This is a genomic window from Actinomadura sp. K4S16 (assembly GCF_008327685.1).
GTDB lineage: Bacteria > Actinomycetota > Actinomycetes > Streptosporangiales > Streptosporangiaceae > Spirillospora.
Map to the genome: position 1 here is coordinate 376718 of NZ_BDDE01000018.1, position 13980 is coordinate 390697.

Annotated in this window: 10 protein-coding genes; 9 read left to right on the forward strand and 1 reads right to left on the reverse strand. The window is 71.6% G+C overall.

The features are described 5' to 3' along the window. Positions 1 to 106: 106 nt before the first annotated feature. The 8 genes from K4S16_RS29860 to K4S16_RS29895 all read left to right on the forward strand — a co-directional run bounded on the left by K4S16_RS29860 (position 107) and on the right by K4S16_RS29895 (position 12184). Entirely contained in the window at positions 107 to 1396 is a 1290-nt protein-coding gene (locus tag K4S16_RS29860) for an ABC transporter substrate-binding protein (protein WP_149262364.1), read from the forward strand. Then, positions 1393 to 2307 (forward strand): carbohydrate ABC transporter permease, encoded by a 915-nt coding sequence (locus tag K4S16_RS29865; RefSeq protein ID WP_149262365.1) that lies wholly within the window; start codon positions 1393 to 1395, stop codon positions 2305 to 2307. Before K4S16_RS29860 ends, K4S16_RS29865 begins: the two co-directional genes overlap by 4 nt. Continuing rightward, entirely contained in the window at positions 2304 to 3197 is an 894-nt protein-coding gene (locus K4S16_RS29870) for a carbohydrate ABC transporter permease (protein WP_149262366.1), read from the forward strand. The genes K4S16_RS29865 and K4S16_RS29870 overlap by 4 nt, the downstream gene beginning before the upstream one ends. Next, the gene (gene yicI, locus K4S16_RS29875) at positions 3197 to 5488 is read left to right on the forward strand and encodes an alpha-xylosidase (RefSeq protein WP_149262367.1); all 2292 of its coding nucleotides are present in this window, start codon (positions 3197 to 3199) and stop codon (positions 5486 to 5488) included. The genes K4S16_RS29870 and yicI overlap by 1 nt, the downstream gene beginning before the upstream one ends. Further along, complete coding sequence (locus tag K4S16_RS29880) at positions 5488 to 6852, forward strand: GH1 family beta-glucosidase (RefSeq protein ID WP_149262368.1); 1365 nt, start codon at positions 5488 to 5490, stop codon at positions 6850 to 6852. The genes yicI and K4S16_RS29880 overlap by 1 nt, the downstream gene beginning before the upstream one ends. Before the next feature lie 14 nt (positions 6853 to 6866). Continuing rightward, complete coding sequence (locus K4S16_RS29885; RefSeq protein WP_200842191.1) at positions 6867 to 8099, forward strand: MFS transporter; 1233 nt, start codon at positions 6867 to 6869, stop codon at positions 8097 to 8099. Next, positions 8083 to 9090: a LacI family DNA-binding transcriptional regulator gene (locus tag K4S16_RS29890; RefSeq protein WP_149262370.1), complete on the forward strand. Its 1008-nt coding sequence runs from the start codon at positions 8083 to 8085 to the stop codon at positions 9088 to 9090. The genes K4S16_RS29885 and K4S16_RS29890 overlap by 17 nt, the downstream gene beginning before the upstream one ends. Positions 9091 to 9196: 106 nt before the next feature. Continuing rightward, entirely contained in the window at positions 9197 to 12184 is a 2988-nt protein-coding gene (locus K4S16_RS29895; RefSeq protein WP_235037156.1) for a glycoside hydrolase family 3 protein, read from the forward strand. 43 nt (positions 12185 to 12227) lie between these two features. Here K4S16_RS29895 and K4S16_RS29900 read toward each other — a convergent pair whose 3' ends face one another. Further along, the gene (locus K4S16_RS29900; RefSeq protein WP_149262372.1) at positions 12228 to 13058 is read right to left on the reverse strand and encodes a helix-turn-helix transcriptional regulator; all 831 of its coding nucleotides are present in this window, start codon (positions 13056 to 13058) and stop codon (positions 12228 to 12230) included. Between the two features lie 104 nt (positions 13059 to 13162). Between K4S16_RS29900 and K4S16_RS29905 the strand changes: the two genes are divergently transcribed. Continuing rightward, positions 13163 to 13888 (forward strand): SDR family NAD(P)-dependent oxidoreductase, encoded by a 726-nt coding sequence (locus tag K4S16_RS29905; RefSeq protein WP_149262373.1) that lies wholly within the window; start codon positions 13163 to 13165, stop codon positions 13886 to 13888. The last annotated feature ends 92 nt before the right edge of the window (positions 13889 to 13980 follow it).

A 13980-nucleotide genomic window follows, 5' to 3' on the forward strand; every position in this document is an offset into this window, starting at 1 on the left:
GGCGAATTGATGTGGCTCGACCTATTGTGTCGCGGCTCACCCAGGGCTTAACATCCCGGCAATCGAAGCGCTTCGACAGGCGCTCGGCCCACCCGGAGGAAGACCCATGATCAAGGCAGGCAGGAGCGCGGCGCTGATCGCCGCCCTTGCCGCGGCGGCGCTGTCGCTCACGGCGTGCGGCGACGGCGACGGCGGCGGCGGCTCGGGCGGCAAGGAGCTGAAGCTCTGGCACTACGAGGCCCCCGACAGCGCCATGGGCAAGTCGTGGGCCGAGGCCGTCAAGGAGTTCGAGGCCACCCACCCCGGCGTGAAGGTGAAGTTCGAGGAGAAGGGCTTCGAGCAGATCCAGAAGACCGCGCCCATGGTGCTCAACTCCAAGGACGCGCCCGACGTCATGGAGTACAACAAGGGCAACGCGACCGCCGGGCTGCTGTCCAAGCAGGGCCTGCTCACCGATCTCACCCCCGAGGTCACCAAGCGCGGCTGGGACAAGCTGATCAAGCCGAACGTCCAGGTCACCGCCAAGTACGACGCCAAGGGCACCATGGGCGGTGACAAATGGTACGGCGTTCCTGACTATGCGGAGTACGTGCAGGTCTACTACAACAAGGACCTGTTCAAGAAGAACGGCGTCGAGATCCCGACGACGTTCGCCGAGCTGACCGCCGCGATGGACAAGTTCGTCGCGAAGGGCGTCACGCCGCTGACCAACGCGGGCGCCGAGTACATGGCGCACCAGTTCGTCTACCAGCTCGCCCTCGACAAGGCCGACCGCGCCTGGGTGGACGCCTTCCAGCGCTACACCGGCAAGGCGAACTTCAACGACGCCGCCTGGACCTACGGGGCCACCACCTTCGCCGACTGGGTGAAGAAGGGCTACGTCGCCAAGAACTCCGTCAGCCTCAAGGCCGAGGACGCCGGCGTCGCGTTCATGAGCGGCAAGTTCCCGATGATGTTCTCGGGGAGCTGGTGGTTCGGCCGGGTCGCCGCCGAGGCGAAGTTCGACTGGGAGACCGCCGTCTGGCCCGGCGCCAAGATGACGCTCGGCTCGGGCGGGAACCTGTGGGTCGTCCCCAAGGGGTCGAAGAACAAGCAGCTCGCCTACGACTTCATCGACATCACGATGAAGAAGCAGGCGCAGAACACCCTCGGCAACGGGGGCGGCGTCCCGGTCGCGGCGGACCCGTCCGCGATCACCGACGCCAAGGCCAAGAAGCTCATCGCCGACTTCGACCGGCTGTCGGCGTCGGACGGGCTCGCCTACTACCCGGACTGGCCGGTCGCCGGCTTCTACGACGCCTGGGTGGCGCAGACGCAGAAGCTGATGAACGGCACCGCGCCGGGCGAGGTGCTGAGCGGCATCCAGAAGACCTACGACGGCGGCCTGCCGAAGTGACGACGCCGGGCCGCGGCCGGTCGCGGGAGCAGTGGGGGTACCTGCCCTACCTGCTCCCCGGCCTGCTCCTCTTCACCGCCGTCATCGGCGTGCCGTTCCTGATGAACATCGGGACGAGCTTCACCGAGTGGACGGGCGTCGGGACCCCGAAGTGGATCGGGCTCGGCAACTACCGCGAGCTCGTGGAGGACGGGGAGTTCTGGGCCTCGTTCCGGCACAACGTCCTGATCATCGTCGGGATGGCGATCGTCCCGACGATGATCGGGCTGGTGCTGGCCTCGGCCCTGACCGACCTGGTCGACCGGCACTTCGGGCCGCGCACCGCGAGCGTCCTGCGCGCCTGCCTCTACCTGCCGCAGGTGCTGCCGGTCGTCATCGCGGGCGTGGTGTGGAGCTGGCTGCTGGCTCCGGAGAACGGCGCGGTCAACGCGCTGCTGGACGCCGCCGGCCTCGGCTCCCTCGCGCACGACTGGCTCGGCGACCCGGCCACCGCGCTGTGGAGCGTCGTCGGCGTCATGGTGTGGATGCAGATCGGCTTCCCGCTCGTGATCTTCATGTCGGGGCTGCAGCGGGTGGACCCGTCGCTGTACGAGGCGGCCGAAATCGACGGCGCCTCGTGGGGCCGCCGGTTCTGGCACATCACGGTCCCGCAGATCCGGCCGGAGATCTTCGTCGTGCTGCTGTGGACGACGATCGCCGCGCTGAAGGCGTTCCCGCAGATCTTCGTGCTCACCAAGGGCGGCCCGGGCGGGGCGACGAACGTGCCGTCCTACTACTCCTGGGTCAACTTCTTCGAGAAGTCCGACGTCGGCTACGGCTCGGCGATCTCGACGGTGCTGACGCTGCTGATCGTCGCGCTGACCGTCGTCTTCCTGCGCATGCAGGGACGTGAGCTCGGGGAGGAACGATGACCGCGACGCTGACGCGCAAGGCCGGCGCGCCCCCGCGCGGCGGAAGGGGCGCGCCCCGGCGCGCCCGCCGCCGCGGGCCGTCCGCCTACGCGGTGCTGGTGGCGCTGCTCGCGCTGGCCGGCGTGATGCTGATCCCGTTCGTCGTGGTGGTCTTCAACGCGCTGAAGACGCCCGAGGAGTACTCCTCGGCGGGGCCGCTGTCGCCGCCGGACGGCATCTCGCTGGACGGCCTCCAGCAGTTCTGGGAGCGCGTCGGCTTCGGGCACGTCCTGCTGAACAGCGTGGTCATCAGCGGTTCCGTCGCGATCCTCGCCGTGCTGCTGTCGGTGCTCAACGCCTACGCGCTCGGCATCGGGCGGATCAAGGGGCGGATGTGGGTGCTCGTCCTGCTGCTCCTGGCGAACACGCTGCCGCAGGAGGCGCTCGTCTACCCGCTCTACTACATGTCGAAGCAGATCGGCCTGTACGACACCAGGATCAGCGTGATCATCGTGTTCACGGTCATCCAGAGCGCGTTCGGCACCTACCTGCTGTCGTCGGTGATGTCGGCGTTCCCGCGCCCGCTGCTGGAGGCGGCGCGGATCGACGGCGCCGGCCGGTGGCAGGTGCTGTGGCGCGTCGTCGTCCCGGTCGTCCGGCCGACCATGTCGGTGCTGCTCGTCTTCTTCTTCGTGTGGACCTGGAACGAGTTCCTGATCCCCATGGTCTTCCTCATCTCCAACGAGAACCAGACGGTCTCGGTCGCGCTCGGCGTGCTGCAGGGGCAGCGCCTCATGGACGCCACCATGTCCAGCGCCGCGTCGCTCCTCGGCCTCCTCCCGACCGTCGTGTTCTTCCTCATCTTCCAGCGCACCCTTGCGCGCGGACTGACGGCGGGGGCTATCAAGTAATGAAGTTCAGCGACGGCTACTGGATGCTGCGCGAGGGTGTGCGGGCGTCGCATCCGGTGGAGGTCCTCGACGTGGACACCGGGCCCGGGACGTTCACGGTCCACGCGCCGGTGCAGCGGATCCGGCACCGGGGCGACCTGCTCAAGGGCCCGGTGGTGACGGTGACGTGCGAGTCGCCGATGCCGGACGTCATCGGCGTGACCCTCACCCACTTCGCGGGGGAGCGGCGCCGCGGACCCGACTTCGAGCTGGCCGCCGACCCGGCCGGGGAGGTGTCCGTGGACGGCGAGGCGGCGGTGCTGACCTCGGGCGCCCTGTCGGTCCGGGTCGGGCGCGGCGAGCGGTGGAGCGTCGACTTCCTCGCGGACGGGCGCCGCCTGACCGGCAGCGCGCCCAAGGCGCAGGCGATCATCGACACCGACGGCGGCCGGCACTACGTGCGGGAGCAGCTCGACCTCGGCGTGGACCACTTCGTCTACGGGCTCGGTGAGCGGTTCGGGCCGCTGGTGAAGAACGGCCAGGCCGTGGAGGTGTGGAACGCCGACGGCGGGACGGCCAGCGAGCAGGCGTACAAGAACGTGCCGTTCTACCTGACCAACGCGGGGTACGGCGTCTTCGTCGACCATCCCGGGCGGGTCTCGTTCGAGGTTGCGTCGGAGGCCGTCGCGAGGACGCAGTTCAGCGTCGAGGGCCAGTCGATGCGGTACTTCGTCATCTACGGGCCGTCGCCGAAGGAGATCCTCCGCAAGTACACGGCGCTCACCGGACGGCCCGCGCGGCTGCCCGACTGGTCGTTCGGGCTGTGGCTGTCCACCTCGTTCACGACGTCCTACGACGAGGAGACCGTCACCTCCTTCATCGAGGGGATGGCGTCGCGGGACCTGCCCCTCAGCGTCTTCCATTTCGACTGCTTCTGGATGCGCGAGTTCCAGTGGTGCGACTTCGAATGGGACCCGCGGGTGTTCCCCGACCCGGAGGGCATGCTGCGCCGGCTGCGCGACCGCGGCCTGCGGGTCTGCGTCTGGATCAACCCCTACATCGGGCAGCGCTCGCCGCTGTTCGAGGAGGGGCGCTCGCGCGGCCACCTGCTGACGCGTCCGGACGGGGACGTGTGGCAGTGGGACAAGTGGCAGCCCGGCCTGGCCGTGGTCGACTTCACCAACCCCGAGGCGCGGGAATGGTACGCGGGGAAGCTGGAAGCGCTGCTCGACATGGGCGTGGACTGCTTCAAGACCGACTTCGGCGAGCGCATCCCCACCGACGTCGTCTACCACGACGGCTCCGACCCGGAGCGGGCGCACAACTACTACACCTACCTCTACAACCAGACCGTCTTCGACCTGCTGCGCAAGAAGCGCGGCGAGGGGGAGGCGGTGGTCTTCGCCCGGTCCGCCACGACCGGCGGCCAGCGCTTCCCCGTGCACTGGGGCGGGGACGCCGAGTCGACCTTCGAGGCGATGGGGGAGAGCCTGCGCGGCGGCCTCTCCCTGGGCATGTCGGGGTTCGGCTACTGGAGCCACGACATCGGCGGCTTCGAGGGGACGCCCGATCCGGCGCTGTTCAAGAGGTGGATCGCGTTCGGGCTGCTGTCCTCGCACAGCCGCCTGCACGGCAGCCACTCCTACCGGGTGCCGTGGCTGTTCGACGAGGAGTCCGTGGACGTCCTGCGGCACTTCACCCGCCTGAAGATGCGGCTCATGCCCTACCTGGCCGGCGCCGCGCGCCAGGCGTACGGGGAGGGGCTGCCGATGATGCGCGCGATGGTCGTCGACTTCCCGGACGACCCCGCCTGCACGCATCTGGAGCGCCAGTACATGCTGGGCGACGACCTGCTCGTCGCGCCGGTGTTCTCGTCCGGCGGAGAGGTCGCCTACTACGTGCCGGAAGGCGTGTGGACGCACTACCTCACCGGTGAGCGCGTCGAGGGCGGCCGCTGGGTCCGCGAGCGGCACGGGTTCGCCAGCGTGCCGCTGCTGGTCCGTCCGGGCGCCGTCCTGCCGGAGGGCGCGGTGGACGACCGTCCCGACTACGACCACGCGGACGGCGTCACGTTGCGCGTGTACGAGCCCGCCGAGGGGGCCACGGTCGTCACCCGGGTCGGCGACACCACGTTCACGACGGTGAGAAACGGTGGAAAGGTGCGCGTGACAGGCGACGGAACCTGGAACGTCCTCCTCGTCAACGCACGTGTGGCCGGGGTCGAGGGCGGTGAGCCCGAACACCATCCGCACGGTGTTCTCATCAAGGCCGCCGGTGGCGAACTGGTCGCCACCCTGGAAGAGGAGAGCTGATGGGGTTCCCGGAAGGGTTCCTGTGGGGCACGGCCACCGCCGCCTACCAGATCGAGGGCGCGGCCCAGGAGGACGGCCGCGCGCCGTCCATCTGGGACACGTTCAGCCACACTCCCGGCAAGGTCCTGAACGGCGACACCGGCGACATCGCCACGGACCACTACCACCGGTGGGAGGAGGACATCGCGACGATGGCCGAACTCGGCATCGGCGCGTACCGGTTCTCGATCTCCTGGTCGCGGGTCCTGCCGGACGGGACGCCCAACCCCAAGGGCATGGACTTCTACTCCCGCCTGGTCGACGCGCTGCTGGAGCACGGCATCGCCCCGGTCGCGACCCTCTACCACTGGGACCTGCCGCAGTCCCTGGAGGACGCGGGCGGCTGGCCGGACCGCGACACGCCCCGCCGCTTCGCCGACTACGCCGAGCGCGTCGGGCGCGTCCTCGGCGACCGTGTCCAGACCTGGACGACGCTGAACGAGCCGTGGTGCTCGGCGTTCCTCGGCTACGCGTCCGGCGTGCACGCACCCGGACGCACCGACCCGGTGGCCGCGCTCACCGCCGCGCACCACCTGAACCTCGCGCACGGCCTGGCGGTCCGGGCGCTGCGCGGTGTGGTGTCGCCGCACGCGCGGCACTCGGTCACGCTCAACCTGCACCACCTGCGCGGCGACGCGGAGGCGGTCCGGCGGGCGGACGCCGTCTCCAACCGCGTGTTCCTCGACCCCATGCTGGGCAACGGCTACCCCGCCGACCTGCTGGAGGACACCGCGCCCCTCACCGACTGGGGCTTTCTGCGCGACGGGGACGAGGACATCATCGCCGCGCCGCTCGACGTCCTGGGCGTCAACTACTACGCGCCCACCCTCGTCCGGGACTGGGACGGCACCACCCCGCGCGCGCACGCGGACGGCCACCGCCAGGGCGCGGCCAGCCCGTTCGTCGGCTGCGACGCCGTGGAGTTCGCCGAGCAGCCCGGCCCCCACACCGCGATGGGGTGGCCGATCGACGCGACCGGGATGGAAGAGCTCCTGCTGCGGCTGCACCGCGAGTACCCGGACACCCCGCTGATGGTCACCGAGAACGGCGCCGCGTTCGACGACGTGATGGACGTCGACGGCCGCGTGCGCGACCACCGCCGCATCGCCTACCTGCGCGACCACATCGCCGCCGTCGAGAGGGCGTGCCAGGCGGGAGCCGACGTCCGGGGCTACTTCGCCTGGTCGCTGCTGGACAACTTCGAATGGGCCTACGGCTACTCCAAGCGCTTCGGCCTCGTCCACGTCGACTACGCCACCGGCGACCGCACCTGGAAGGACAGCGCCTCCTGGTACCGCGACGCCATCGCCCGCGGCCCGTCGTGAGCGCCGGACGCGCGGTGAACCCCGGACGCGCGGGCGCGGCCGTGGCGGCGCTGGCCCTGGGCGCGTTCGCCTTCGGCACGACCGAGAACCTGCCGATCGGGCTGCTCCCGCTCATGGCGGACGACCTGGACGTCTCCGCCTCCACCGTGGGGCTGCTCGTCACCGGCTACGGGATGGTGGTCGCGGTCGTGTCGGTCCCGCTCGTCCGGCTGACGGTCCGGGTGGGGCGCCGCCCGCTGCTCACCGGCGTCATGGCGGTCTTCCTGGTCATGACGTTCGCGTCGGCGGCCGCCCCCGGCTACGGGTCCCTGTTCGCCGCGCGCCTGGTGACCGCGCTCGCGCAGGCGGTGTTCTGGCCGGTCGCCGTGGTCGCCGCGGCAGGGCTGCTGCCGCCCGAGGCGCGGGGCAGGGCCGCCGCCTACGTGTTCGGGGGCGGGTCCCTGGCCATCGTGCTCGGCGTCCCCGCCGGCGCCTGGCTCGGGCGGGCCGCCGGATGGCGCGCCTCCTTCGCCGCGCTCGGCGTCATCTGCCTGGTGTCCTTCGCCGCGCTCGCCGCCCTGCTGCCCCGGGGCGAGGCGGGCGGCCGCGACCCCGTCCCCGCGTCCGCGCCGGACGCGCGGCGCTTCCGGCTCCTGGTCGTCACGATCATGCTGCTGGTCGGCGGCGTCTTCACCGCCTTCACCTACATCACCGAGTTCCTGACCCGCGTCAGCGGCTTCCCGGACTCGGCCATCAGCCCGCTCCTGCTGGCGAACGGCGCCGCCGACATAGCGGGAGTGGTCGTCGCCGGCATCGTGGTGGACCGTGGCCCGCGCGCCCTGCTCGCCGGGTCCGCCGCGGTGCTGGCGGCCGCCCTGCTCGGCCTCTTCGCCTTCGGCGCGGCGGCGGTGCCCGCGGTCCTCATGCTCGTCCTGCTGGGGATCGGGCTGCCGTGCGCCGCGACCGCCTTCCAGGCCCGGGTGATGGAGTCGGCGCCGGGCGACACCGACGTCGCGTCGGCCTGGACGTCGGCCGCCTTCAACGTCGGCATCGCCGGCGGAGCCCTGTTCGGCGGCGTCCTGCTGCCGGTGACCGGCGTGCGCGGCACGGCCCTCGCGGGCGCCGCGGTCGCCGGGACTGCGCTCGCGGTGATCGGGGCCGACCGGCCCGCGCGCGTCCGCGCTCCGACCGGTTCGGGCGGGGTTACCATCATTCGCACTCTGAACCGCTACGAGGACGACGGGACGGTCCGTGGTCAAGATCACTGACGTGGCGCGGCACGCGGGAGTGTCGCCGAGCACGGTCTCCTACGTGCTGAGCGGGAAGCGCTCGATCTCCGAGGAGACCCGGCGGCGCGTCCGGGAGAGCATCCGCGAGCTCGGCTACCGGCCGCACGCGGGCGCTCGCGCGCTCGCCAGCAGCCGCTCCAACGTGCTGGCGCTGATGATCCCGCTGCGCTCGGGCATCGCGGTGCCCGTCGTCATGCAGTTCGCGGTCTCCGTCGTCACCGCCGCGCGCCGCCACGACCACGACGTCCTGCTGCTCACCCAGGAGGAGGGTGAGGACGGCCTGCGCCGCGTCGCCGACAGCGCCCTGGTCGACGCGCTGATCGTCATGGACGTCCAGATGGAGGACCCGCGGCTGCCGCTGCTGCGCTCCCTGGACCGGCCGAGCGTGCTCATCGGCTTCCCCGCCGACGCGGACGACCTCACCTGCATCGACCTCGACTTCCACGCGGCCGGCGCGGTCTGCGTCGAGCACCTCGCCGGGCTCGGCCACCGCGAGATCGCGCTGATCGGCTCGCCGCCCGAGGTGTACGCGCGGCAGACCGGCTACGCCCAGCGGGTCGCCGACGGGTTCGCCGCCGCGGTCCGCGAGCACGGGCTGACCGGGGACGTTTACCCGTGCGAGTCGACCGCCGACGCGGCCCGCGAACTCGTCGCCCGGCTGCTCGCCGAGCGCCCCGGCCTCACCGGCGTCCTCGTCCACAACGAGCCGGTCGTCGGCCCGGTCGTGCGGGCGCTGCGGGCGGCCGGGCGGCGCGTCCCCGAGGACGTGTCCGTCGTCGCGCTGTGCCCGGACGAGATCGCCGAGCACGCCGAGCCGCCGCTGTCGTCGGTCGCGATCCCCGCCGAGGAGGTCGGCGGCCGCGCCGTGGAACTGCTGATGTCCAAGCTCGACGGCGCGCCCGTGCCCGCCGCGACCCTGCTCCCGCCCACCCTGACCAGGCGCGCCAGCAGCGCGCCCGCGCCCCGCTGACCGAGCGGGCGCCGCCGCACCGACGAAGGAGGAAGGGGCCCTTCCCGGGCCGTTATCGAAGCGCTTCGACACATTCGCTCGGGGGATGTTTCCAGAAGGAGAACCGGTGCACAGAGCCCATCGCAATCCCCGTTCCCCCGGCCGGCGCAGCCGGTCGCTGCCCCTCGTCGCGGCCGTCGCGCTGGCGGCCCCCCTCGCGTGGACGGCGCCCGCCGCCGCCCGCGAGGCCTACCCGTTCCGCGACCCGCGGCTGCCCGTCCAGGCCCGGGTGGACGACCTGGTCGGACGGCTCACGCTCGACGAGAAGATCTCCCTGCTGCACCAGTACCAGCCCGCGATCCCGCGGCTCGGGATCAACCGGTTCAAGACGGGCACCGAGGCGCTGCACGGGGTCGCGTGGTCGACCGACGTCCACAACAACGGCGCCGTCGTGACCGCGAAGGGCACCGTGTTCCCGCAGTCGGTCGGGCTCGGCGCGACCTGGGACCCGGCCCTGCTGAAGCGGATCGGCTCGGCCGTCGGCGACGAGGCCCGCGGCTACAACAGCGAGAACCCCGACGTGTGGGGCCTCCAGCTGTGGGCTCCGGTCGTGAACCTGCTCCGAGACCCGCGCTGGGGCCGCAACGAGGAGGGCTACTCCGAGGACCCGCTGCTCACCGGCCTTCTCGCCACCGCGTACGGCCAGGGCATGCAGGGCGACGACCCCGAGCACCTCAAGGCCGCGCCGGTCCTCAAGCACTACATGGCCAACAACAACGAGGTCCGCCGCGACCAGACGTCCTCCAGCCTGCGGCCCCGGGTGCTGAAGGAGTACGACGAGGTCCCGTTCAAGATCCCGCTGACCCGCGACGCGGCGACCGGGATCATGACGTCCTACAACCTCGTCAACGGCCGTCCCGCCACGGTCAGCCCCGACGCCGGCGGGCTCGTCCGCTCCTGGTCGGACCGGACGCTGTTCAACGTCACCGACGCGGGCGCCCCGAACAACCTCGTCGGCTCCCAGAAGTACCACCCCGACCTGCCCACCGGCGACGCGGCGATCCTCAAGGCGGGCGTGGACAGCTTCACCACCGACGACACCAACTCGTCCATCACCGTGAACGCGGTCAAGACGGCGCTGTCGCGGGGGCTGCTCGCCGAGTCCGACATCGACCGGGCGGCGGAGCACATCCTGAGCGTCCGCGTGCGGCTCGGCGAGTTCGACCCGGGCGGCGGCCCCTACGGCAAGATCGCCAAGGACGCGGTGGACAGCCCCGCGCACCGCGCCCTGGCCCGCACCGCCGCGGCCGAGCAGATGGTCCTGCTGAAGAACCAGGGCAAGGCCCTGCCGCTCTCGTCGCAGAAGGTCGCGGTCGTGGGACCGCTGTCGGACACGCTCTACACCGACTGGTACTCGGGCGCGCTGCCGTACAGGGTCACGCCGCTGGAGGGCATCAGGAAGCGCGCCGGTGTGGTGGCCTCCAGCGAGGGCGTCGACCGCATCGCCCTCAAGGACGTGAAGACGGGCAAGTACATCGCCGGCGGGACGGGCTCCGGCGCGGTCCTGAAGACCGGGCCCGCCTCGTCCTCCGACGCCACGGCGCAGTTCGACGTGTTCGACTGGGGCCAGGGCGTCGTGACCCTGCGCAGCGCCGCCAACGGCAAGACGGTCGGCCGCCACAACTGGGGCGACACCTTCGCCAACGACCAGGACCAGCCGAACGGCTGGTTCGTCCAGCAGATGTTCAAGCTGGAGAAGCAGGACGGCGGCGACTACCTGCTCCGCTACGCCGGGTACGAGAAGGCCTACGACTGGGCCGACCCGGCGAAGACCTACATGAAGGCGCAGGACGACGGCACGCTCGTCCTCACCGCGAAGGCCGAGGCGTCCCGCTTCGCCAAGGACGTCGTCAGCAGCGGCGTGGACTCGGCGGTCAAGGCCGTGACCGGCGCCGGCGCCGCGGTCGTCGTGGTCGGCAGCATGCCGTTCATCAACGGCCGCGAGGACCACGACCGCACCACGATGGCGCTCGCCGAGGGGCAGTCGGATCTCATCAGGGCCGTCCGCAAGGCGAACCCGAACACGGTCGTCGTGGTGGAGAACAGCTACCCGACGACGCTCGACTGGGAGCAGGCCAACGTCCCGGCGATCCTGTGGACGAGCCACGCCGGAGCCGAGACGGGGAACGCCCTGGCGTCCGTCCTGTTCGGCGACGAGAGCCCCTCGGGCAAGCTGCCGCAGACCTGGTACCGCTCCGACCGCGACCTGCCCGACATCCTCGACTACGACATCATCAAGTCGGACCGCACGTACCAGTACTTCAAGGGCAAGCCGCTCTACCCGTTCGGCTACGGCCTCTCCTACACGTCGTTCCGGTACGGCGAGCCGCGCCTCAGCAGCCGCTCCATCGCACGCGACGGCACGGTGACCGTGACGGTGCCGGTGACCAACACCGGCAAGAGGGCCGGCGACGAGGTCGTCCAGCTCTACACGCACCAGCAGAGGTCCCGGGTGAAGCAGCCGGTGAAGAGCCTGCGCGCCTTCGCCAAGGTCCACGTGGCTCCAGGCAGGACGGTGAACGCGACACTCCGGCTGAAGGCGTCGGACCTCGCCGTCTGGGACGTCACGCGCGACAAGTGGACGGTGGAGAAGTCGAAGCACGACCTGCTCATCGGCTCCTCCTCCACCGACATCCGGCGCCGCGCGGCCCTCGAGGTGCGCGGCGAGGCGATCCCCGCCCGCGACCTCGCCAGGCCCACCCGCGCCGCCGACTTCGACGACCACAACGCGATCCGGCTGGTCGACGAGACGAAGGCGTCCGGTGACGCGGTGGCGGGCGCCGCCGGCTCCTGGCTGCGGTTCGCGGACGCCGACCTCGGCTCGTCCGCCGGCAGGATCACCGCGCGAGTGGCGGGCACGTCCGCGACCACGATCGAGGTCCGCCTGGACCGCCCGGACGGCCCCCGCGCCGGGACCCTCACCGTCCCGTCCACGGGCGGCGACTACACCTACAAGGAGATCACCGCACCCCTGACCGGAGCGCGCGGAAACCACGACGTGTACCTGGTCTTCAAGGGCGAGACCCGCCTGAGCACCTTCTCCCTGACCCGCTGATCCGCTGACCCGCTGACCTCGTCCCGGCGCGAGGGGCGCGATCTCACAGGTTCGCGCCCCTCAGCGCCTGGAGGGCGTCGGAGGTGGGGGAGCCGGGGGCCGCGGTGTAGAAGACGGTCCACTGGTCGCGGGCCGGATCGTGCAGGGCCTCGCACTGGAGGTCGAGCAGGCCCGCGACCGGGTGCCGGATGAGCTTGCGCGTCGAGCGCCGGAGCCGGACGTCGCCCTCGGCCCACAGCGTCCGGAACTCCGGGCTGGCGGCCAGCAGCCGCTCGACCAGGGAGCGCACGCCGGGGTCGCGCGGGTACCGGGCGGCCACCGCGCGCAGGTCGGCCACGGCCTCGCGGGCGAACCGGCGGGCGTCGCCGGGATCGAGGCGGTCCCGGCCCTGCGGCCTTGCGAAGAAGCGCCAGACGACGTTGCGCTCGTCCTCGGGAACGGCGGAGAAGTCCCCGAACAGGGCGGCTGCCATGGGGTTCCAGGCCAGGACGTCGTACTTGGCGTCGCAGACGAGCGCGGGAGTGTCGACGAGCCGCTCCAGCAGGTGCAGGAGGCCCGGCCGCACCTCGCGCACCGGCGCGGCGGGCGGCGCGGGCACTTCGCCGGCCAGGTAGTGGAGGTGGGACCGCTCGTCGTCGGTCAGCCGCAGGGCCCGCCCGAGCGCGGCGAGCATCTGCCGCGACGGCCGCGGCCCCCGGCCCTGTTCGAGCCGGACGTAGTAGTCCACCGACATCCCGGCGAGGTTCGCGACCTCCTGCCGGCGGAGGCCGGGCGTGCGGCGGCGCCCGCGCTCCAGGCCGACCTCGGACGGCTGCACCCGCGCCCGCCACCGACGCAGGAAGGCGGCCAGCTCCGCCCGGTCCCCGTGCTGCATGGCTCCAGTGTGGCCGCCCGGCCGCGCCGCCACCATGGGACCGCCGGTACCAGCCTCGGCAGTGCTCTCCCGCCGGCGCGGCCGGGCGGCCAGAGTCCCGTCCCATGACAACGAAGCTGATCGTCCTCATCACGGGCGCCAACAAGGGCATCGGTCTCGCGACCGCGGGCGCGATGGCGCGGGCCGGGCACACGGTGCTGCTCGGCGCGCGGGACCCGGGCCGCGGGACGGCCGCCGCCGCGGGACTGGCCGAGCAGGGGCTCGACGTCCGGTTCGTCAGGCTGGACGTGACCGACCAGGCGACGATCACGGCCGCCGCCGAGCTGGTCGACGCCGACTACGGGTGCCTCGACGTCCTGGTGAACAATGCGGCCATCCCCCAGGGCGGGGCGCGCCCGCCCTCCGAGATGTCGGTCGACGCCCTGCGCGCGGTCTACGAGACCAACGTGTTCGGCGTCGTCGCCGTGACCAACGCCATGCTTCCGCTGCTGCGCAGGTCGCCGTCCGGCTACATCGGGAACGTCTCCAGCGGGCTCGGGACCTTCGCGTTCCTGAGCGATCCGGACGAGAGGTTCGCGCAGTACGCGACGATGCTGGGCTACAACTCGTCCAAGGCGGCGCTCAACGCCGTCACGCTCATCTACGCCACCGCCCTACGGGACTCCGGTATCAGGGTCAACGCGCTGTCGCCCGGCTTCTGCGCCACCGACCTCAACGGCCACACGGGCGTCCTGAGCGCGGACGAGGGCGGAGCCCACATCGCCAGGCAGCTCATGGAGGAGGCGACGGGGGTCTTCCTCAACGAGAACGGCGGCACCTACCCCTGGTGACGGGGCGCGGGCGCGGGACGGCCGTGAATATCACAAACCGCGGGCAATTCACTGCCAATCGGCATTGCACATTCGGGCAGACTTGATTTAAG